This is a genomic window from Streptomyces sparsogenes subsp. cuspidosporus (genome assembly GCF_039532705.1).
Classification (GTDB): Bacteria; Actinomycetota; Actinomycetes; order Streptomycetales; family Streptomycetaceae; genus Streptomyces; species Streptomyces sparsogenes.
Genome location: NZ_BAAASD010000008.1, coordinates 22,831 through 43,757 on the forward strand (window position 1 = coordinate 22,831; position 20,927 = coordinate 43,757).

Annotated in this window: 20 protein-coding genes; 8 read left to right on the forward strand and 12 right to left on the reverse strand. The window is 72.1% G+C overall.

What is annotated here, in order from left to right:
• Nucleotides 1–77 precede the first annotated feature (77 nt).
• Both ABFY07_RS12495 and ABFY07_RS12500 read left to right on the forward strand, forming a co-directional pair.
• Nucleotides 78–1,271, forward strand: coding sequence for a pyridoxal phosphate-dependent aminotransferase (locus tag ABFY07_RS12495; protein WP_065962517.1), 1,194 nt, complete (start codon nt 78–80; stop codon nt 1,269–1,271).
• 177 nt (nt 1,272–1,448) lie between these two features.
• Nucleotides 1,449–2,684, forward strand: coding sequence for a hypothetical protein (locus ABFY07_RS12500; protein WP_346174555.1), 1,236 nt, complete (start codon nt 1,449–1,451; stop codon nt 2,682–2,684).
• Nucleotides 2,685–2,724: 40 nt separating this feature from the next.
• Here the strand turns inward: ABFY07_RS12500 and ABFY07_RS12505 are convergent, their stop codons facing one another.
• Together ABFY07_RS12505 and clpB are read right to left on the reverse strand one after the other, a co-directional pair.
• On the reverse strand, nt 2,725–3,261 hold the full coding sequence (locus tag ABFY07_RS12505; protein ID WP_065962515.1) for a YbjN domain-containing protein: 537 nt from the start codon (nt 3,259–3,261) through the stop codon (nt 2,725–2,727).
• A 201-nt stretch (nt 3,262–3,462) separates the two neighbouring features.
• Nucleotides 3,463–6,054, reverse strand: a complete 2,592-nt coding sequence (gene clpB, locus ABFY07_RS12510) for an ATP-dependent chaperone ClpB (protein ID WP_346174556.1) — start codon at nt 6,052–6,054, stop codon at nt 3,463–3,465.
• Between the two features lie 139 nt (nt 6,055–6,193).
• Between clpB and ABFY07_RS12515 the strand changes: the two genes are divergently transcribed.
• Together ABFY07_RS12515 and ABFY07_RS12520 are read left to right on the forward strand one after the other, a co-directional pair.
• The gene (locus ABFY07_RS12515) at nt 6,194–6,598 is read left to right on the forward strand and encodes a pyridoxamine 5'-phosphate oxidase family protein (RefSeq protein WP_346174557.1); all 405 of its coding nucleotides are present in this window, start codon (nt 6,194–6,196) and stop codon (nt 6,596–6,598) included.
• 72 nt (nt 6,599–6,670) lie between these two features.
• Complete coding sequence (locus ABFY07_RS12520) at nt 6,671–7,054, forward strand: hypothetical protein (RefSeq protein WP_346174558.1); 384 nt, start codon at nt 6,671–6,673, stop codon at nt 7,052–7,054.
• 74 nt (nt 7,055–7,128) lie between these two features.
• On the opposite strand, the gene proP is transcribed toward ABFY07_RS12520, so the two are convergent.
• Nucleotides 7,129–8,667, reverse strand: a complete 1,539-nt coding sequence (proP, locus tag ABFY07_RS12525; RefSeq protein ID WP_346174747.1) for a glycine betaine/L-proline transporter ProP — start codon at nt 8,665–8,667, stop codon at nt 7,129–7,131.
• A gap of 333 nt (nt 8,668–9,000) precedes the next feature.
• Between proP and ABFY07_RS12530 the strand changes: the two genes are divergently transcribed.
• The 3 genes from ABFY07_RS12530 to ABFY07_RS12540 all read left to right on the forward strand — a co-directional run bounded on the left by ABFY07_RS12530 (nt 9,001) and on the right by ABFY07_RS12540 (nt 11,257).
• On the forward strand, nt 9,001–9,357 hold the full coding sequence (locus tag ABFY07_RS12530; protein WP_065962508.1) for a YciI family protein: 357 nt from the start codon (nt 9,001–9,003) through the stop codon (nt 9,355–9,357).
• A 41-nt stretch (nt 9,358–9,398) separates the two neighbouring features.
• Nucleotides 9,399–10,652: an RNA polymerase sigma factor gene (locus ABFY07_RS12535; RefSeq protein WP_428836914.1), complete on the forward strand. Its 1,254-nt coding sequence runs from the start codon at nt 9,399–9,401 to the stop codon at nt 10,650–10,652.
• Nucleotides 10,653–10,813: 161 nt separating this feature from the next.
• Nucleotides 10,814–11,257: an SRPBCC family protein gene (locus ABFY07_RS12540; RefSeq protein WP_346174560.1), complete on the forward strand. Its 444-nt coding sequence runs from the start codon at nt 10,814–10,816 to the stop codon at nt 11,255–11,257.
• Between the two features lie 96 nt (nt 11,258–11,353).
• Here the strand turns inward: ABFY07_RS12540 and ABFY07_RS12545 are convergent, their stop codons facing one another.
• From ABFY07_RS12545 to ABFY07_RS12555, 3 genes are all read right to left on the reverse strand, one after another.
• On the reverse strand, nt 11,354–12,313 hold the full coding sequence (locus tag ABFY07_RS12545) for a hypothetical protein (protein ID WP_346174561.1): 960 nt from the start codon (nt 12,311–12,313) through the stop codon (nt 11,354–11,356).
• 112 nt (nt 12,314–12,425) lie between these two features.
• The gene (locus tag ABFY07_RS12550; protein WP_346174562.1) at nt 12,426–12,623 is read right to left on the reverse strand and encodes a DUF397 domain-containing protein; all 198 of its coding nucleotides are present in this window, start codon (nt 12,621–12,623) and stop codon (nt 12,426–12,428) included.
• 11 nt (nt 12,624–12,634) lie between these two features.
• Complete coding sequence (locus ABFY07_RS12555) at nt 12,635–13,486, reverse strand: helix-turn-helix domain-containing protein (RefSeq protein ID WP_346174563.1); 852 nt, start codon at nt 13,484–13,486, stop codon at nt 12,635–12,637.
• Nucleotides 13,487–13,715: 229 nt separating this feature from the next.
• On the opposite strand from ABFY07_RS12555, the gene ABFY07_RS12560 reads away from it, so the two are divergent.
• Entirely contained in the window at nt 13,716–14,147 is a 432-nt protein-coding gene (locus ABFY07_RS12560) for an ATP-binding protein (RefSeq protein WP_346174564.1), read from the forward strand.
• On the opposite strand, the gene ABFY07_RS12565 is transcribed toward ABFY07_RS12560, so the two are convergent.
• The 6 genes from ABFY07_RS12565 to ABFY07_RS12590 form a co-directional block, all read right to left on the reverse strand.
• On the reverse strand, nt 14,119–14,412 hold the full coding sequence (locus tag ABFY07_RS12565; protein ID WP_346174565.1) for a hypothetical protein: 294 nt from the start codon (nt 14,410–14,412) through the stop codon (nt 14,119–14,121). The two genes, ABFY07_RS12560 and ABFY07_RS12565, sit on opposite strands and share 29 nt — an antisense overlap.
• An 80-nt stretch (nt 14,413–14,492) precedes the next feature.
• Nucleotides 14,493–14,873: a nuclear transport factor 2 family protein gene (locus ABFY07_RS12570; RefSeq protein ID WP_346174566.1), complete on the reverse strand. Its 381-nt coding sequence runs from the start codon at nt 14,871–14,873 to the stop codon at nt 14,493–14,495.
• Between the two features lie 90 nt (nt 14,874–14,963).
• The gene (locus ABFY07_RS12575; protein WP_346174567.1) at nt 14,964–16,196 is read right to left on the reverse strand and encodes an FAD-dependent monooxygenase; all 1,233 of its coding nucleotides are present in this window, start codon (nt 16,194–16,196) and stop codon (nt 14,964–14,966) included.
• A gap of 35 nt (nt 16,197–16,231) precedes the next feature.
• Nucleotides 16,232–19,243 (reverse strand): ATP-binding protein, encoded by a 3,012-nt coding sequence (locus ABFY07_RS12580; RefSeq protein WP_346174568.1) that lies wholly within the window; start codon nt 19,241–19,243, stop codon nt 16,232–16,234.
• A gap of 25 nt (nt 19,244–19,268) precedes the next feature.
• Nucleotides 19,269–20,039, reverse strand: coding sequence for an SDR family NAD(P)-dependent oxidoreductase (locus ABFY07_RS12585; RefSeq protein WP_346174748.1), 771 nt, complete (start codon nt 20,037–20,039; stop codon nt 19,269–19,271).
• Between the two features lie 140 nt (nt 20,040–20,179).
• The gene (locus ABFY07_RS12590) at nt 20,180–20,836 is read right to left on the reverse strand and encodes a Uma2 family endonuclease (protein ID WP_346174569.1); all 657 of its coding nucleotides are present in this window, start codon (nt 20,834–20,836) and stop codon (nt 20,180–20,182) included.
• Nucleotides 20,837–20,927: the final 91 nt, after the last annotated feature.

Genomic DNA, 20,927 nt, shown 5'->3' on the forward strand with positions numbered 1-20,927 from the left:
TTCCCTCTGTCATGAACGATGCCCGGGCGGCGGGACGGTCAAAGCGGAGTTGAGGAACTCCAGAGGTTGGGCGCAGGATGGCCCCCATGGGACGACCGCTGCTCAACCGCCGCCTGGCCGCATTCGGCACCACGATCTTCGCCGAGATGTCCGCGCTCGCCGTGCGCACCGGCTCCATCAACCTCGGCCAGGGCTTCCCCGACAGCGACGGCCCCGAGGAGGTGCGCGAGGCGGCGGTCCGCGCCCTGCGCGACGGCCGCGGCAACCAGTACCCGCCGGGCCCCGGCATCCCCGAGCTGCGCACCGCCGTCGCCGAGCACCAGCAGCGCTGGTACGGGCTGTCGTACGACCCGGACCGCGAGGTGCTGGTCACCGCGGGCGCGACCGAGGCCATCGCCGCCTCGCTGCTCGCGCTGCTGGAGCCGGGCGACGAGGTGATCGCCCTGGAGCCGTACTACGACTCGTACGCCGCGTGCATCGCGATGGCCGGCGGCACCCGCGTCCCGGTCACCCTCCGGCCCGACACCACCGGGCCCCACCCCGCCTTCCGGCTGGACCTGGACGAGCTGCGGGCCGCGGTCACCGACCGCACCCGGCTGATCCTCCTCAACACCCCGCACAACCCCACCGGCACCGTCCTCACCCGCGAGGAGCTGGCCGCCGTCGCCGAGCTGGCGGCCGAGCGGGATCTGCTGGTGGTGACGGACGAGGTCTACGAGCACCTGGTCTTCGGCACCGCGCACACCCCGCTCGCCTCCTTCCCCGGCATGCGCGAGCGCACCGTCACCATCGGCTCGGCGGGCAAGACCTTCTCCTTCACCGGCTGGAAGGTCGGCTGGGTCACCGGCTCCCCGGCCCTGGTCTCGGCCGTCCGCTCCGCCAAGCAGTTCCTCACCTACGTCTCCTCCGGCCCCTTCCAGTACGCGGTCGCCGAGGCGCTGCGCCTGCCCGACAGCTACTTCCACTCGCTCCGCGAGGACCTGCTGGCCAAGCGCGAGCTGCTGGCCGCCGGGCTCGCCGAGGCGGGCTTCGCGGTCTTCCGCCCCTCGGGCACGTACTTCATCACCACCGACATCCGGCCGCTCGGCGAGACCGACGGGTTCGCCTTCTGCCGCGCCCTCCCGGAGCGCTGCGGCGTCGTGGCGATCCCCAACGCCGTCTTCTACGACCACCAGGACCAGGGCGCCCCCTTCGTACGCTTCGCCTTCTGCAAGCGCGAGAGCGTCCTGGAGGAGGCCGCGACGCGCCTCAAGGGCCTCAAGGTCTCATGACGGGCTGAGCCCCCGGCCCCCGGTAGCCGAGCCCCCCGCCCCCGGCCCCCGGCCCCCGTATGGGTCACCCCGGTCGCGGCCGGGCGCGCGGGGGCGCATGGTCGTTGTGTGCCGAGCCCCGCCGCATTCCCGGGGCTCGGCACGCGACCGCCGCGCCTACCCCTCCGGAGGTGGCCCGTGTCCGCCGATACCAGCGCACCCATACGGGCCCCGGAGCCGCCGGCACCGTCCCCGGCCCACCGCCGCGCCGCGCCCCGTCTGCGCGCGTCGCTGCGGCGGGCCGCGCCCGCGCTCGGGCTGTACGCCGCGAGCCGGCTGATCGGGCTGGTGTGCATGGCGGCCTGGGCCGGACGGATCGGCAAGCACCCGCGCACGCTGCTCGGCTACTGCTGGGACAGCGTCTGGTACGTGGGCGTGGCCCGCCACGGATACAACGGCAACACCCTCCTGCCGGACCCCGCCAAGCACGGGGTGACCTTCAGCGACATGGCGTTCTTCCCGCTGTTCCCGATGCTGATGCGGACCCTCACCACCCTCCTGCCGATCTCCGCGGTGACCGCCGGCCTGGTGGTCGCCTGGGCGGCGGCGGGGGTGGCGGCCTGGGGGATCCACGCCGTCGGGGAGCTGCTGTACGGGCGGCGGGTGGCCATGGTGCTGGTGGTGCTGTGGGGGCTGCTGCCGCACGCGATCGTGCAGTCCATGGCGTACACCGAGCCGCTGCTGACCGCGCTGGCCGCCTGGTCGCTGTACGCGGTGCTGACCCGGCGCTGGCTGTCGGCGGGGGCGCTGGCCCTGCTGGCCGGGGCCTCCCGGCCCAACGGGATCGCCGTCGCGGCGGCCGTCTGCTGCTGCGCGGCGGCCGAAGGGGCGCGCCGCTGTCGAAAGGGAGAGCGCGCGCAGGCCGCGAGGCGGCGGGCGTCCTGGCGGGTGTGGGCGGGGGCGGCGCTCTCGCCGCTGGGCTGGCTCGGCTATCTGGCCTGGGTCGGCTGCCGGCGGGGCAGCTGGCGCGGCTACTTCGCCGTCCAGGACGAGTGGGGCTCCCGCTTCGACTTCGGGGCGAGCGCCCTGCGGTTCGTCCGGTACCTGCTCATCCAGAAGGCGTCGTTCGCCTACTTCGTGGCGCTGGTGATCCTCGGCGTCGCGGTGGTGCTGCTCGCGCTGCTGGTGGCGGACCGGCCGCCGCTCGCGCTGCTCGTCTACACCCTCGTCCTGGTCGCCATCACGCTCGGCGGCTCCAACTACTTCGCCTCCAAGCCGCGCTTCCTGCTGCCCGCCTTCCCGCTGCTGCTGCCGGTGGCGCTGGCGATGACGAGAGCCCGGCCGCGCACCGCCGTACTGACCGGCGGCGCGTTGGCCGGGTTCTCCTTCGTCTACGGGACGTATCTGCTGACCGTGGCCCGCATCGCGATGTGATCCGGCGCGGGCCGGGCGGTCCGGCCGTCAGACCTCGCCGTCAGACCTCGCCGTCGTCCGGCTTCTCGTCGCCGTCGGACTCGATGTCGGCCTCAAGGCCCAGCTGCTCGACCAGCCACCGGTCGAATTCGATCGAGGCCCGCACCCAGCTGACCGTGCTGGACACGAAGTGCTCCAGGCTGACGCCGGTGCCGATCAGCATCTGCGCCTCACCGATCAGCCGGACGGTGCCGTCGTCGTTGGTGTGGCTGTAGACCTTCGGCCACAGCGTGCGACGGTTCCAGTCGTCGATCGCCTCGAGCAGTCGCGGCTTCTCGTCGATCTCGTGCGGCCGGTCGTAGAACGTCCGGACCGAGAAGACCTGCTGCTCCTCCTCACCACGGAACATGAAGTAGGTGCGGAACTGCTCCCACGGCGCCGCGAGGTCTCCCTCCTCGTCGACGACGTACTTCAGCTCCATCTGCTCCAGCAGCTGCTTGACCAGGTCCTGGTCGGGCAGCACGGGGCCCGTCGGACCCGTCGGTTGCGGCTCGGGCTGGCCCCCGAAATTCGGAATCGAGGACGGGTCGATGCTCACCGTGGATTTCCCTTCGTCTGGATACCGCCATCCTCCCTCACACCCGCCCCCACCGTGCAAGCCCGGGCCAACTGTTGCCGGATCGGCGGATCCGATCACGCACACCCGACGGCGAAAAGGCGGGTGGCCCGCGGCGCGCGCCGCGGGCCACCCGCCCGGTGCCGGGGCCGCCTGCCACGGCCGGGCCTCTTGCCGTGCTGCTTACTGCGCCGGGCCCACCAGCAGGTCGTCGCCGACCCGGTCCACCCGGACCGTGTCCCCGTCCCTGACCTCGCCCGCCAGGATCTCCTTGGCCAGCCGGTCGCCGATCGCCGTCTGGACGAGGCGGCGCAGCGGCCGGGCCCCGTACGCCGGGTCCATGCCCTCCTCCGCCAGCCAGGCCAGCGCGGCCGGGGTGACGTCGAGCTTCAGCTGCCGCTCGGCCAGGCGCTCGGCGAGCCGCTCGATCTGGAGCCCGGCGATGCGGGCCAGCTCGCTCTGGCTGAGCGCGGTGAAGACGACCAGGTCGTCCAGCCGGTTCAGGAACTCCGGCTTGAAGGAGGCCCGCACGGTCTCCAGCACGCTCTGCTTCTTCTCCTCCTCGCTGAGCAGCGGGTCCACCAGGTACTGGCTGCCGAGGTTGGAGGTGAGGACCAGGATGGTGTTGCGGAAGTCCACGGTCCGGCCCTGGCCGTCCGTGAGCCGTCCGTCGTCCAGCACCTGGAGCAGGATGTCGAAGACCTCGGGGTGGGCCTTCTCGACCTCGTCCAGCAGCACCACGCTGTACGGTCGGCGGCGGACCGCCTCGGTGAGCTGGCCGCCCTCCTCGTAGCCGACGTAGCCGGGGGGCGCGCCGACCAGGCGGGCGACGCTGTGCTTCTCGCTGTACTCGCTCATGTCGATGCGGACCATGGCCCGCTCGTCGTCGAAGAGGAAGTCCGCGAGCGCCTTGGCCAGCTCGGTCTTGCCGACGCCGGTCGGGCCGAGGAAGAGGAACGACCCGGTCGGCCGGTCGGGGTCGGCGATGCCGGCCCGGCTGCGGCGCACGGCGTCGGACACGGCCCGTACGGCCTCGGTCTGGCCGATCAGCCGCTTGCCGAGTTCGTCCTCCATGCGCAGCAGCTTCTGGGTCTCGCCCTCCAGCAGCCGCCCGGCGGGGATGCCGGTCCAGGAGGCGACCACATCGGCCACGTCGTCCGGGCCGACCTCCTCCTTGACCATCGTGCCGCGGCCCCCCTGGACCTCGGCCTCGGCCGCGGAGGCCTCCTTCAGCTCGCGCTCGACCGCCGGGATCTCCCCGTACAGCAGCTTGGACGCGGTGTCGAAGTCCCCGTCGCGCTGGGCCCGCTCGGCCTGCCCGCGCAGCTCGTCGAGTTTCTCCTTCAGCTCACCGACCCGGTTGAGGCCCTGCTTCTCCTTCTCCCAGCGCGCGGTCAGCCCGCGCAGCTCCTCCTCCTTGTCGGCGAGGTCGCGGCGCAGCTTCTCCAGCCGCTGCCGACTGGCGTCGTCGGTCTCCTTGGCGAGCGCCATCTCCTCCATCTTCATCCGGTCCACCGAGCGCTGGAGCTCGTCGATCTCGACGGGCGAGGAGTCGATCTCCATGCGCAGCCGGGAGGCGGCCTCGTCGACCAGGTCGATGGCCTTGTCGGGGAGGAAGCGGGAGGTGATGTAGCGGTCGGACAGGGTCGCGGCGGCGACCAGGGCGCCGTCCGCGATCTGCACCTTGTGGTGCGCCTCGTAGCGGCCCTTGAGGCCGCGCAGGATCGCCACCGTGTCCTCGACGGTCGGCTCGGCGACCAGCACCTGCTGGAAGCGGCGCTCCAGGGCGGCGTCCTTCTCGATCCGCTCGCGGTACTCGTCCAGCGTGGTGGCGCCCACCATGCGCAGCTCGCCGCGGGCCAGCATCGGCTTGAGCATGTTGCCCGCGTCCATCGCGGAGTCGCCGCCGGCGCCCGCGCCGACCACGGTGTGCAGCTCGTCGATGAAGGTGATGATCTGGCCGTCGCTGGACTTGATCTCGGCCAGGACGGTCTTCAGCCGCTCCTCGAACTCACCGCGGTACTTGGCGCCCGCGACCATCGCGCCCAGGTCGAGCGCCACCAGCCGCTTGTTCCGCAGGCTCTCGGGCACGTCGCCCTTGACGATGCGCTGCGCCAGGCCCTCGACGACGGCCGTCTTGCCGACGCCGGGCTCGCCGATCAGCACCGGGTTGTTCTTGGTGCGCCGCGAGAGCACCTGGACGACGCGGCGGATCTCCTGGTCCCGGCCGATGACCGGGTCGAGCTTGCCGTCGCGCGCGGCCGCGGTGAAGTCGGTGCCGAACTTCTCCAGCGCCTTGTACGTGCCCTCCGGGTCCGGGTTGGTCACCCGCTGCCCGCCCCGCGCCTTCTCGAAGGCGGCGAGCAGCTTCTTGGCGCTCGCGCCCTGCGCGGCCAGCAGCTCCCCGGCCCGGCCGCCCTTGGCGGCGATGCCGATCAGCAGGTGCTCGGTGGACACGTAGTCGTCCCCCAGCTCCTTGGCGCGCTGGGCGGCGTCCGCGAGCACCGCCAGCAGGTCGCGGTCGGGCTGCGGCGGGGCGACGGTCGAGCCGCGCACGCTGGCCAGCCCGGCCAGCAGCCGCTCCGTGCCGTCGCGCACCACGGCCACGTCCGCGTCCACGGCCGCCAGCAGATCCATCAGGTTCTCGTTGTCCTGCCCCTGCAGCAGGCCCAGGAGCAGATGCGCCGGTGTCAGGTCCGCGTGCCCCGCGGAGACCGCGCGGTCATTGGCGGCGCTCACCGCCGCCCGGCTCTTGTTGGTCAGCTCGGCGTCCACGTCCCCGTACTCCTCCTCGTCGCGCTCTTGGCGGCACTCAGTCCCTGCGACCCAGTTCCAGCCACTCAGTCCTGCCGTACCCAACATCCGTAAAGTTGAGTCTATTCCACTCAAGGGCGTGGGTCGATAGATTGTGGCCATGGCCTTGGACCCACGCGACCCCGGCCCCGACTACCTCGCCTTCTGGCGCGAGCGCCATGTGTGCACCCTGACCACCCCGCGCCCGGACGGCACCCCCCATGTGGTCCCCGTCGGTGTCACCTACGACCCGGCGGCCGGCCTCGCCCGCGTCATCAGCAACAAGCACAGCCGCAAGGTCGCCCACATCCGGTCCGCCGGCCCCTCCGGCGCGCCCGTCGCGGTCTGTCAGTTCGCCGGAAGGCGCTGGGCGACGCTCGAGGGCCGGGCGGTCATCCGCACCGAACCCGAGCTGATCGAGGACGCGGTGCGCCGCTACGCCGAGCGCTACGAGCGCACCCCGTCCCCCAACCCGGACCGGGTCCTGATCGAGATCACGCTGACGAGGGCGCTGGGCCGAGTGTGACGATCACTCCCGGTAAAGTCCGGGCCAACGCCGGCACAGCGCGGCGTCACGCACCGGCTCGGGAGGGCTTTCATGTTCCAGTCGCTGTCCACCAGCACGTGGATACTGATCGCCGCGGGCGCCACCCTCTTCAACCTCGCCGCCATGCAGTGGATCATCGAGATCCCGCAGTACCGCACGAAGCAGCTCTGGATGCCGGTCATCGGCATCATCGCGGTGGGAGGGAACAGCCTCGCCCAGGGCGACGGGCCGGCCGGCACCTGCTACCAGTACACGGTCCTCATGATCATGATGCCGGTCGCGCTCGCCCCGGTACGCCGCCAGATCACCCGCGACTACTACCGGTGGGTCCAGAACCCCGCGACGAAGCCGAGCAAGGGGGCGATGGTCTGGGTGACCACCTCCATCCTGGTCATGGTGATCGCGGCCGTGCTCCTCTGGCAGGCGGGGAACTGATGGAACGCGGGTGGAACGCGGGGAACTGACCACGACCGCCCGCCGCGGGCCCACCCCCGGCCCAGCTCACCGGATCACCGTCCCCCGTCCCCGCCGTGATCCCGGTACCGCTGCGCCGCCCACGGGTGGCGCAGCCTGATCCACACGTCCCGCGCCCGCCGCCCGGCCCGGGTGCGGCTCCTGGCCACCAGCCTGTGCGCCTCCTCGGCCGTCTCCACCATGGGCCCCGAGCCGCGCAGCGGCTTGCCCGCCGTCTCGTGCAGGAAGATCGTGGAGACCAGCCCGACGAGGCCCGCACCCATCAGGTAGTACGCCGGCACCAGCTTGTCGCCCGTCGTGGCGACCAGCCAGGAGGCGACCAGCGGGGTGGTGCCGCCGAACAGCGACACCGAGATGTTGAACGCGATCGACAGGGCCCCGTAGCGCAGCCGGGTCGGGAACAGGGCGGGCAGGGTGGCCGCGCTGGTCCCCGCGAAGATCACCAGCAGCAGCCCGAGGATCACACAGCCCACCGCGGGCATCAGGAACCCGCCCGCCTGGATCAGCAGCAGCGCCGGGATCGCGAGGGCGATCAGCGCCACGCTGCCGGCCATGAACATCGGCCGCCGCCCCCAGCGGTCGGAGGAGCGGCCCACCACGGTGATCGTCAGCGCGACGAGGATCATCGTGCCGAGCACCAGCACCTGGGCCGTGGTGGGGTCCTGGCCCAGGGTGGAGGTCATGTACGTGGGCAGGTAGGACGTCACCATGTAGTTGGTGACGTTGTACAGCAGCACCAGCCCCATGCAGATCAGCACGGCCTGCCAGTGCCGGGTGAAGATCTCCTTCAGCCGGCCCTTGCCGGACTGGCGCGCCTCCTCGACCGGATCCACGCCGTCCTGCCCGGCGCCCACCGCCTCCGCGGCCCGCTCCGCCTCCTGCTGGAACGCCGGGGTCTCCTCCAGCCGCAGCCGCATGTAGAGCCCGATCAGCCCGAGCGGCCCCGCGATCAGGAACGGCACCCGCCAGCCCCAGTCCACCATCCCCTGCTCGCCGAGCGCCGCGGTCAGCACCGTGACCACCCCGGACCCCAGCGAATAGCCGACGAACGTCCCGAAGTCCAGCCAGCTCCCCAGGAAGCCGCGGCGCCGGTCCGGGGCGAACTCGGCGATGTACGTGGTGGCCCCCGCGTACTCGCCGCCGGTCGAGAACCCCTGCACCACCCGGCACGCCAGCAACAGCAGCGGGGCCGCGATGCCGATGGAGTCGTAACCGGGCAGCAGCCCCACCGCGAAGGTGCCGATCGCCATCATGATCATGGTGGTCGAGAGCACCCGCCGCCGCCCGATGCGGTCCCCCAGCGGCCCGAAGACCAGCCCGCCCAGCGGCCGGACCAGGAACGCGACCGCGAAGGTGGCGAAGGTGGAGACCACCTGCGTCGCCGCCGAGTCCGAGGGGAAGAAGACCTTGCCGAGCGTGACCGCGACATAGGCGTAGACGCCGAAGTCGAACCACTCCATGGTGTTGCCGACCGCCGTCGCCGCGACCGCGCGGCGCAGCCCCGGCCGGTCGACGACCGTCACGTCCGAGATGGTCAGCGGCTCCTTGCGGCGGCGCAACAGCGTCCGCAGCATCCGGTCGGTGCGCTCGCTCCGGCCGCCGGGCGCCACCCTGCGGGGGCGGCGGCCGGGATGACGGGGTGGGGTGCGATCGGTACTCATCCTCTTCCCTGCCGACGGGTCACGGGCTGTTACGTCTCACCGTTGTCGGCGCCCGCTAACCCTCTCCCCATCGTGCGCCCCGGCCGCCCCGCCCGCACCAGGCGGAACTTATCGTCATATACACGGGCAGAGCGGGCGGAAAATTCTCCGAAGATTTTTTCCGGGAGCTGTCGATCCGGCCGTCTCCCGTTCGACGCAAGGGTGAGAGGCGGGGAGAGGCCCCGCCCTCCGTACCGAGGAGTCACCATGCCGCGCTTCATGACGTTGATCCGCATCGACGAGCAGAACGCCCCCGCCGAGGGCCCCAGCCCCGAGCTCCAGGAGCGCATGGGCGCGCTGCTGGAGGAGATCACGAAGGCCGGGGTGATGCTGGACACCGCCGGCCTCACCCCCACCTCCGAGGGCACCCGGGTCACCTGGTCCGGCGGCAAGCTCAGCTACACCGACGGGCCCTTCACCGAGAGCAAGGAGGTCATCGGCGGCTACTCCATCATCCAGGCCAAGGACAAGGCGGAGGCGCTGGAGTGGACCAAGCGGTTCCTGCAGACCCACGAGGACTACTGGACCGTCACCGCCGAGGTCCGGGAGATCGCCGAAGGCTGACCGACCGCGCTTGCCCGGCTCCCGCGCGGCTGCTCTGATGGGTGACCGTGACGGGAGCAGCAGGCCCTGAGGCGGTCCAGGCCACCGAAACGGTCTTCAGAATCGAATCCGCGCGGATCATCGCGGGGGTCACCCGCATCGTGCGGGACATAGGGCTGGCCGAGGAGCTGGCGCAGGACGCTCTGGTCGCCGCGCTGGAGCAGTGGCCGGAGTCGGGCGTCCCGGACAACCCGGGCGCCTGGCTCATGGCCACCGCCAGGCACCGCGCGATCGACCTCGTACGCCGCAAGGAGACGTACGCGCGCAAGCTCGCCGAGGTCGGCCGTACCCTCACGGACGCGGCCCCGCCCGACTACGCCGAGGACCCCGCCGAGGACATCGACGACGACCTGCTGCGGCTGATCTTCACCGCCTGCCACCCCGTGCTGTCCACCGAGGCCCGGGTCGCTCTCACCCTGCGCCTGCTGGGCGGGCTGACCACGCAGGAGATCGCCCGCGCCTTCCTGGCCCCGGAGCCCACCGTCGCCCAGCGCATCGTCCGCGCCAAACGGACCCTCGCCAAAGCCGACGTCCCCTTCGAGGTCCCCTACGGCGCCGACCGGGCCGCCCGCCTCGCCTCCGTCCTCGAAGTCATCTACCTCATCTTCAACGAGGGCTACTCCGCCACCGCCGGCGACGACCTGCTCCGCCCCGCCCTCTGCGAGGACGCCCTCCGCCTGGCCCGCGTCCTGGCCGCCCTCATGCCCCGCGAACCCGAAGCCCACGGCCTCGCCGCCCTCCTGGAATTCCAGGCCTCCCGCACCCCGGCCCGCACCGGCCCCGACGGCGAACCCGTCCTCCTCGCCGACCAGAACCGCGCCAGATGGAACCGCCTCCTCATCCACCGCGGCGTCGAAGCCCTCCACCGCGCCGGCCACGGCCCCTACTCCCTCCAGGCCGCCATCGCCGCCTGCCACGCCCAGGCGGCCCGCTACGAGGACACCGACTGGGCCACCATCGCCATCCTCTACGGCCGGCTCATGGCCCTGACCCCCTCCCCCGTCATCGAACTCAACCGCGCCGTCGCCGTCTCCATGTCCCAGGGCCCCGCCGCCGCCCTCCCCCTCGTCGACGCCCTCACCGACGAACCGGCCCTGAAGGACTACCACCTCCTCCCCAGCGTCCGCGCCGACCTGCTGAAGCGGCTGGGCCGCGAGGCGGAGGCCCGCACCGAATACGAACGCGCCGCCTCCCTGACCCGCAACACCCGCGAACGCCGGCTCCTCCTGGACCGCGCCGCCCACTGCGGCTCCTGAAGGACACGGCCGGACACCCGCTCAACCGTGGCGCCAGGGCGCCAACAGCCGCATTGTCAGAGGCAGATGACACAGTTCTGGCAACGCACACCGATGAGTTCTCACGCCCCCGGGCGTCTGCACATCAGACAGCTCCACCGGGCGAGACGAGGAGACGAGACATGACCACCGAGCAGACCACCGCGGCCAACGGCTTCGCCTACACCCTGACCCGCACGCTGAACGCCCCTGCGGTGGCGGTGTGGCAGGCGTGGACCACCCCCGAGCAGTACACCCAGTGGGCGGGCGCCGCCGCCGGCTCCGTCGAGATGGACGTACGGCCGGGCGGAGTGTGGAAGGCCACCATGGTCACCCCGGACGGCGGGCAGTTCCCCCTGACCGGCTCCTATCTCGAGGTCGCCGAGCATCGCCGCCTGGTCACCGGCATGGACGTGCCCGGCAAGCCCGAGCCCGCCGCCATGACCATGGAACTCGACGAGCAGGACGACCACCACACGCGGATCGTGCTCAGCCAGACCTGTGACACCGCCGAGGAACGCGACATGGCCGAACAGGGCAGCACCATGCTCCTCGACAGCCTGACCACCTTCCTGGCCGCCGGCTGACGCCTCGGTTTGCGGTGAGTATGGGACAGCGACACGCCGTGCCGACGGCGTGTCGCTGTCCCATACTCACCGCAAGTTGTCGGACCGCTCGCCCCGCTACGAAGCGGTCTGGACGCCTGACAGGTGTGCCAAAACGCCCCGGATGTCGCGGATCACCGCCCCGGGGCGCCGGTACACATCGCTCGCCGTGAACCTCATGATGCGGCGCACTTCCGCGCACGACATCAGGTCGTTGTAGCGGACCGTGTCCCGCTGGTGCTGGGCCCGGCTGCCGTGCCACAGGTAGCCCTCGATCTCCACCGCCAGCCCCTGCTTCCGGAACAGAAAGTCAGGAAAGGCCCGCCGCCCTGACGGGGTGATGAGCGGCACCTGTGACTCCGGGTAGAGCCCGGCGTCGTTCATCCGCAGCCGAGCGATCGTCTCCGCAGGCGACCCGGCCTTGGGGTCCGCCAGCGCCAGCCACTCGCGCGCCGCCCTCGTGCCCTGAAACCCGGCCCCCCTCTCCACCGCACGCGCGATCTCCCCGAGCGTGGTGCACGGCTCCCGCCGCCCCGCCTCAGGGCCCCGGCCGGGACGCCGACTCACGGCGGACTCCACCGCCACCAACGCCTCGTCCCGCTCCCAGGCCCGCAGCAGATCCGCCATCGTGCGCGCGGCCGTCGTGACCCTCAGCCCGGCCACGGTGGTGACCTCATCAGCGCTCAGCGGCAGCCGATGCAGCTCGCCACCGTGGATGGTGGGTCTACGCCCGCAGGGCCCGATGAACTCCACGCGCTGGGCTAGCGTCTCGACATCGTGCAGCACTGCGGCCGCCGTGTGGCTCACCACGAGCTGCGGGTGCGCGAGCTGGTTCGCCCACAGCAGCGTCACCCCATCCACCGCCCGCCCCGGCTCGACCCAGGCCCCCCGGCCGATCCGCGTCCATCCGCCGCCCACCAGGCATCGGTTCAGCCGACGCCGATCCCATCCGCCCGCCAGGGCCTGAGCCGTCAGCACCACGCCGCCCTGGGCGCCGGCCAGCCCGGTCAGCGAGACCGGGTCCCCCGTCCTCGTCACCCCCTCAGGGTGCCGTCTGTCTCCGGCTGCCGCTTGGGCCTGTGGACAACCCGGTTTGCGGTGAGTATGGGACAGCGACACGCCGACGGCACGGCGTGTCGCTGTCCCATACTCACCGCAAGTTGTCGAACACCCCTGCCTTGGCCGCCCGGATGAAGGCCGCGAGCGGGCGGGGGTTCGTGCGTATGACTGTGCCAGGGTCGTCGCTCTCGCGGAGGTGTATGGCGCCGTCGGTGGCGGCGAGTTCTACGCAGTTGTTGTCCGGGCCGGTCCCCGAGAAGGAGGACTTTCGCCAGTGGACCTGATGCATGTCCTGATTCCTTACAACTCTCGTGCGATGCGGTGGATGAAGTCCCGCGACTTCTCGGGGCTGATCGCTGACGCCTCGACCCTACTCAGGAGGGCGCGGTAGTAGCCGAGTTGCGCCTCGGCGTGCAGGAAGTCGATGCCGTGAACGTGGTCGATCTGCACGGTGTCAAGCGGGGGAACCGGGCCCGCCGCGTACGTCATCGCGTAGCCCATGCCCGCGAATCCCTCTGCGGAGAAGGGCACGACCCGTACGGTGACGTTCGGGAGTTCGGATGTCTCCAGAATGAAGTCCAGCTGCTCACGGGACGCCTTACGGTCGCCGACCTTCATCAGCAGCGCGGCCTCGTGGATGATCGCCGTAAAGGCGGGTGGGTCTTCACGTTCAAGCACCTCACGGCGCCGCAGACGGAAGTCGATGACCGCCTCAAGGTGTTCCGAGGCGTGGGTGGGGCGTGCGTACGTGAACAGGGCCCGCATATACGGCTCCACTTGGAGCAGACCAGGGATGTGCACCACTTGCAGGCTCCGCATGTGGGTGGAGTGCCATTCCAGAGCGGCGAGATCCAGCGAGGTCGAGGCGAGGGTGCCGCGATACTCCTCCCACCAGCCGCGCACCCGCTCTGTCGCCATCGCGACCAGCGCGTTCACCAACGCGGCGTCCCCACAGTGGTACTGGTCGGCGAGCGCGCGCAGCCGTTCCTCGCTGACGCCGAGGCGACCGACCTCCATGTGACTCATCTGCATGGGGCTCACCCCCAAGCGCTTGGCGGCCTCGCGGGCGGTCAGACCGGCGCGCTCCCGCATCTTCCGCAGCTCAGCGCCCAGCCGCTCCTGACGGGCGGTCGGATTACTCCTCGGCGGCATGTGCCCACTCCCTGCTACTCAGCGGCTGCGGCGCCACCCTGCCATGAGCCGCCTCCTTTGGGCGAACTTGGCGTACTACGTTGCGCCGGTGCTATGTAGCACCCTACGTTGAGTATCGCACCGCTCACCAAGCGAAACATCCGGCCAGCCGGAAGCGCACCGCCATGCCCGCATGGCGGCAATGACACCGGCCCGCCCTCGCAACCCCACCGCGCCACAGGAGGCCCCCATGCCCCTCATCACCCCTGCCGTCGCGCCGTTCGAGTACTCGCTGCACATCCCCCACGACCCCCGCGCCGTCCGTGTCGCCCGGGCCTCCCTCCGTACCGCCCTCACCGCGCACGAGCTGCCCGAACTCGTCGACCGGGCCGAGCTGCTGGCCAGCGAGATGCTCACCAACGCGATCGTGCACACCGGAGGCGAGGCCTACCTGCGGCTGAAGTGGTACGCCGAGCGGCTGCGCATGACGGTGTGGGACACCAGCCCCACGCCGCCCGGCCTGCGGAAGGTCGGCGCGGACAGCGAGGGTGGGCGGGGGCTTCATCTGCTGGAGCTGCTCGCCGACAGCTGGAATCACTTCCCACTGAACGGCGAGCTGTGGGGCCCCGCGTCCAAGGTGGTGTGGTGCGAGATCAGCCGGACGCCTCGTCCTGGCTGGTAGCGACGGCCACGCGGCGGAACTCGACGGACTCGATGGTGACGCCGGGCGCGGTCCAGTCGAGGGCGGGCGGGGTGGCCGCGCGGGCCTGGTCCTCGGTCTCGAAGACGGTCATCGAGAGGCCACGACCGTCCACGGGCTCCAGCCAGTATCCGGTGAGAAAGCCGGGCGCCGAGCGGATCCTCGGCAGGACGTCCTCCATCAGCGCGGCGGCGGCAGCGGGTGCCTGGGCCGGGTCGATGGTCAGGGTCACAAGGGCTGCGTGCACGGGGTCCTCCCCACTGCGGATGATCCGGTCAGCAGTTAGGACGTCGCGAGGACCCGGAAATCATCGGTCGTCATCGGTCGTCACGGAGTCTTCGAGTAGCCCAGCGCCTCGGTGATCCGGCCGGCCCTCACCCGCATGACATTCACGCCGAGCACCGACGTCGTATGCCCCTCGCCGAACGTGGCCTCGCTGTCGGTGAAGGTGGCCCGCCACTGGATGACCCCACGCTCACCCGCGACGAAGACGTCGTACGGGGTGAAGTCGGTGTGGGGGTCGGCGGCGAGCGCGGCCCAGAATTTCAGGCACTCCTCACGGCCTTCGTAGCGCGTGCCGTCCGGGGCGGGCTGGACGGACACCATCACGCAGTCGTCGGCCACCAGGTCCGTCAGTCCGCTGGGGTCATGGCTGGTGAACGCCTCGTTGAAGCGACGGATCACCTCGGCGGTGTCGAGCTCTGACATGGATGCGGTCCCTTTCTCGTGGTGAGGGGACCGATCCTGCGGACACCGCGCCCAGCCGGCAGTTCCCCGCAGGGAATGCGGCCTCGCCGACTACGCCCCGATAAGGGCTTCGTAGTCGCGCAGCTTGATGTTCTCGGCGGTCTTGCGGGCGATCTTGGCGGCCATGTTCTTTCCCGGCAGGTACGGGATGAGCTTGTAGTAGCCGTTGAGGAACGTGGCGAGGGCGCGGGTGCGGGGGACCATGAGCTTGGCGACGCCGTCGCCCATCTTCTGGCAGCCCGTCGCGTACTCGCGCATCTCCTCCTCGTAGCGGGCGAAGGCCACACCGTGGTCGCCGTGCGCGGCGGCCAGTTCGCCGGCGAGGACGTACGCGCCGACCAGGGCGAGGCCGGAGCCCATGCCCGAGAGGGAGGAGGGGCAGTAGGCGGCGTCGCCGATGAGGGCGACCCGGCCGCGGGTCCAGCTGTCCATGTGGACCTGGCCGACCGAGTCGAAGTAGAAGTCCGGGGCGTGGCGCATGTCGTCCAGCAGCCGCTCGCTCTGCCAGCCGTTGCCGGTGAAGCACTCGGTGAGGGCGGCCTGTTGCCGGGCCACGTCGCGGCGGTCGAGGTCCTGCTTCGGTGAGGCGAAGTAGAAGACCGCCTTGGCCTCGGTGTTGTGGCGGGCGCTGTACATCGCGACCAGCCTGCCCGCGGTGCGGTAGGCGTGTCCGGTGTGGTCGAGGCCGAGGTGGTTGGCGGTGGTGAAGATCGCGCAGTGCACGCCGAGGTGCTTGACGAACCGCTCCTCGGGTCCGAAGGCCAGGCGGCGGGTGTTGGAGTGCAGCCCGTCGGCCCCGATCACCAGGTCGAACCGGCGCGGCGCGGAGCGTTCGAAGGTGACGGTCACGCCGTCGGGGTCCTCGGTGAGCGAGGTGATGGAGTCACCGAAGACGTATTCGGTGTGCTCCTTGGTGGCGTCGTAGAGGATGCGGGCCAGGTCGCCGCGGAGGACTTCGAGGTCCCCGGCGAACAGGTCGGCGGGCATGTCGGCCACCGGCTTCCCCGCGCTGTTGACGTACGACATGGAGCCCATGCCGGTGCGGGCCCGCTCCAGGTCGTCCAGGATGCCCATGCGGCGGAGGATCGACAGATGGGCTTCACCGCGGAAGTCGACGGCGTAGCCGCCCTCGCGCAGGGCCGGGGCGCGCTCCACGATGGTGGGGTTGAAGCCGTGGCGGTGGAGCCAGTACGCGAGCGCGGGGCCGGCGATGGAGGCGCCCGAGATCAGTACGTTGCGGTTGGTGAGTGCGTCACGGTTGGTTTGTGCGTCGTGGTTCGTCATGGCGGAGAGACTGCCGGGGAGGGCTCACCGCACGCTCACCGCCGGCTCACCGCCTCCAGGACCGACTCGACGACCGACGCCGGGAGGCCCATCAGATGGAGCCTGTCCGGGCCTCCCGCCGCCTCGGCCGCCTCCCGGTAGCGCTTCCGGGCCGCCGGCCCGGCGCCCCGCGCCTCGGCGACGCGGCCGAGGCCGGCGAGGGTGCGCACCCGGTTGCCGAGGCTCTTGACCCAGTGCGGGTCGATCCGCTCCAGGGCCTCCCCGTAGAGCCGTTCCGCCTCGTCCAGGTCTCCCTCCAGCGCGGCGATGTCCCCGAGCCCGCGCAGGGCCGCTCCCAGGCAGGTCGAGCTGCCGGCCCGGCGGGCCAGGTCGGCCGCGCTCGCGTAGTCGGCGCGGGCCGCCGCCCGGTCGTCGGGTTGGTCGCCCCGGTCGTCGAGGTGGCCGCCCCGGTCGTCGAGGTGGCCGTCCCGGCCGGACAGCAGGTCGCCCCGGTTGACCAGCAGGTCGGCGCTGTCCTCCAGGGCGCCGAGCTCCCCGGTGAGGGCGAGGGCCTCGTCGGTCAGCGCGATGGCCCGCGCGCAGTCGCCGCGCCCGCCCGCGAGGCCGGCCAGCACGTCCAGGGCCAGCGCGGTGCCCCAGCGGTCACCGAGCGCGCGGAACCCCTCGGCGGCCGTGGCCAGTGCGCGCTCGCCCGCCTCGGCGTCCCCCTCGCCGAGCGACCCGAACCCGGACACGTACCAGGCGACCGCCCGTGCCCACGGCTCCGGGCAGTCGCGTTGGGAGGACACGAGGGCGAACGCGCCGCGCGGGTCGGACTCGCTCGCGCTGCGCATCAGCCACAGGAGCAGGGCGGCCGGATACCGGCCCGCGCGGTCGCCCGGCCAGGCGGCCGCGAGCGCCTGCTCGGCCGCCGCGCGGTGCCGCCGCCAGACCGGTCGCCCGGGGGCGCTGCCGGACGCCGCGAGCAGTACGCAGACCGCGTACTCCTCGCCGATGCCGTCCGGGGCCGTGTCACTGGCCGTGTCACCGGCCGTGTCACCGGCCGTGTCACCGGCCGTCTCGCCGGCCGTGTCGCCGAGGGCGTCGAGCAGCGTGATCGCGTACGGGGCGACGGAGGCGGCGGCACCGCGGATCCACAGGTAGGTGGAGGCCGCGGCAAGCAGTTCCAGGGCCGTGGCGGGGTCCGGCGCCTCGATCGCCCAGCGCAGGGCCGCCAGGAGGTTGTCGTGCTCGGCGGCGAGGACCCGCAGCCACTCCAGTTGTCCGGCCCCGCGCAGATGGGGGTCGGCGGTCCGCGCCAGCTCCAGGAAGTACCGGGCGTGGGCGCCGCGCGCCGAGTCGCGTTCGCCCGCCTCGTCCAACCGCTCGGCGCCGTACGCCCGGATCGTCTCCAGCATCCGGTAACGCCCGCCGCCCGCGGGCTCGAGCAGCGACTTGTCGGCCAGCGACTCCAGCGTCTCGCCGTCCGTGCCGCACACCCGCAGCGCGGCCTCGGCGCTCGCGCCGCCGGCGAAGACCGTGAAACGGCGCGCGGCCCGCTGCTCGGACTCCGAGAGCAGATCCCAGCTCCAGGCGACCACCGAACGCAGCGTGCGATGGCGCCCGTCGGCCGTACGGCTGCCGCGGGCCGCGACCCCGAGCCGGTCGTCCAGCCGGCCCACGAGGTCGTCGAGGTCCAGCGTGCGCAGCCGCGCCGCCACCAGCTCGATGGCCAGCGGCAGATCGTCCAGGGCGGCGCAGACGCGCCGTACGAGCCCGGGATCGGCGGTGAAGCCGCGCCGCGCCGCGGCGGCCCGGTCGGTGAACAGCCGTGCCGCCGCCTCGTCGTCGAGCGGCCGCACCTGCCGGACGTGCTCGCCGATGATGCCGAGCGGCTCCCGGCTGGTCGCCAGGACGCGCAGCCGCGGGCAGGTCGCCAGCAGCCGCGCCGCCAGCGCGGCGGCCTCCTCGACGACGTGCTCGCAGTTGTCGAGGACGAGCAGGAGCATCCGGCCCGACAGCGCGGCGATCAGACGGTCGACCGGCGTGGTGGGGCCGCCTTGCGGCTGGAGCCCGTTCCCGCGCAGGCCGAGCGCGCCCAGCAGCGCCTGGGGCAGGTCCGCGCCGTCGCGCAGCGGAGCCAGCTCCACGAAGCACACCTCGTCCCGCGCGGCCCCCGCCCCCGCGACCTCCACCGACAGCCGGGTCTTGCCGACGCCGCCCGGCCCGATCAGCGTGACCAGCCGGGCCACCCGCAACAGCTCGGCGACCTCGGCCACTTCCTCGTCGCGGCCCACGAACGACGTCAGCTGCGCGGGCGGCGCGGCGGGCGAGGGCGACGGGTCGACGCTCAGCAGCTCCCGGTGCAGCGCGGCGAGTTCGGCTGAGGGGTCGGCGCCCAGCTCCTCGGCCAGGTGGCTCCTGGTCTCCTCGAACACCACCAGCGCCTCGGCCTGCCCGCCCTCCGCGAACAGCGCGCGCATCAGCAGCCCCGCCAGCCGCTCCCTGAGCGGATGGCGGCCGACCAGCTCACGCAGCTCCGGTACGGCAGCGCGGTGCTCACCGAGCCGCAGCTCGGCCTCGATCCGGTCCTCCAGCGCCCCGAGCCGCAGTTCCTCCAGCCGCACGGCGGCGGCCCGGGCCGTCTCGCTCCCGTCCAGCCCGTCCCACGCGGGCCCCCGCCACAGGCCCAGCGCCTCGCGCAGCAGCGCGACCGCCCGCCCGGGGTCGCCGTCGCCCAGCGCGGCCCGGCCCTCCCGGGCCAGCCGCTCGAACCGGCAGGCGTCCACGTCCTCGGGCGCCACCACGATCCGGTAGCCCGCCCCGGCCCGTTCGATCGCCGCCGCCGGGCCGAGGGCGGTGCGCAGCCGGGAGACCTGGGACTGCAGGGCGTGCGCCGACACCGCCCCGCCCGGGTCCAGCTCCTCGGCCAGCCGGTCGGCGGACACCACCTCCCCGGGACGGACCAGCAGCAGCGCCAGCAGCGCCCGCCGGGCCGGCCCGCCCAGCGGGACCTCCGCCCCGTCGTCGTACCACGCCCGGGTCTCGCCGAGGATTCCGAACCGCATGCCGGCGATTATCCACCGGCGAAGATCACGCGGGGGCGATCGGACCGAGATAGGTCCCACCTGAGACATCGATGGTCTGGCCGGTCACCCACCGGCCCCGCGGCCCCGCCAGGAATCCCACGACATCGGCGACGTCCTCCGGCTCGCCCAGCCGCCCCAGCGCCGTGATCGCCTCCAGCCCCGCGACCACCTCCGGCACGCAGGTGTATCCCGCGGTCATGTCGGTCCGCACCGCGCCCGGCGCGACCGTGTTCACCGTGATGCCGCGCCGGCCCAGCTCGTTGGCCAGCGACGGGGCCATCGACTCCAGCGCCGCCTTGCTGATGGTGTAGCCGATCTGCGTGGACACGGCAAACCGGCTGGCCGTCGAGCCCATGTTGACGATGCGGCCGCCGTCGTTCAGCAGCGGCAGCGCCCGCTGGATCACGAAGAACGGCGTGGCGACGTTGATCGCCAGCAGCCTGCCGAACTCCTCCTCGGTGACCCGGGCGATCGGATTGCCGGAGCTGATACCCGCGTTGTTGACCAGGATGTCAAGACCGCGTCCCGCCAGACCGGTGGCCAGCTGCTCGAACAGCCGGTCCACCGCGCCGTCCTCGCCGAACCGCGCCCGCACGGCGAACGCCCGGCCGCCGCCCTCTTCGATGCGCGCCACGGTCTCCTTGGCCGCGTCCTCGTTGCCCCCGTAGTGAACGGCGACCACAGCGCCCTCGGCCGCCAGCCGCAGCGCCACAGCCTGCCCGATACCCCGCGATCCACCCGTCACCAGCGCCGTCTTGCCGGTCAGCATGCCCATCACTGTGCTCCGCGTTTCCATGGCCGGTCCTTGGTGGACCGGGCGATGGCCCCACAGTGGCGGCGGTGGCTCACCGCGCGCTCACCGCCGGCTCACCGGCCGCGGAGCGCACCGCGCCGCCATGACGGTCCTGCGTGTGGTCAGGTCAATCGCGGACCCGTGATGGCCTCGGTGAGAGCGAACCCCTTCACCGGGCCCTCCGGGATCTGCACCTCGGTGCCGTAGGGGACGCGGATGGCGGCGGCGTACGTCTCCTCGCCCGGGGACGGCGAGGTCAGCACGGTCACCGCGCCGTGGTTGTCGTAGTCGTCGATCAGGACGTAGACGGGGATGCCGGCACGCGCGTAGGCGCGGCGCTTGCGGGCCCGGTCGCGCTGCTGGTTCTCGTGGCCGGGGGGGGGGACGACTTCGACGACGAGCTTCACGGCGGAGGCGGTGAAGCCGAGGCCGTCTTCGGTGAGGAACTCCTCGTCGTCTTCGGGCGCTACGAACAGGTCGGGGACCCACGCCTTGCGCTCGTGGATGACATTCCAGTCGTGGTGCACCGCATACTCACTGCTCTCCAGGTGCCTTTCCAAGGCCCGCCGCAGACGGTTGATGACACGAGCGTGGCTGGCACGTCCGGTGGGCGACACCTCGATGAACCCCTCGACAATCTCCGCGTGAAAGCCCTCGGGGAGTTCCAGGGACTTCCACGCCTGCCACAGGGCCTCGTCCAGTCCAAGCGAGGGCATGTCTTCGGGCATGGCCTCAGGCACCTCCATTGTCGTAGGCGCCTCGTGGGCGAGAGCGGTCATGGCGCAGCACCTCCTCCTCAAGTGTGGGCCAGGAGCGTCCGTGCGGCACGGACAACGCCCTCACGCCGGCAGAAAAGAAGCCCGGTGACCG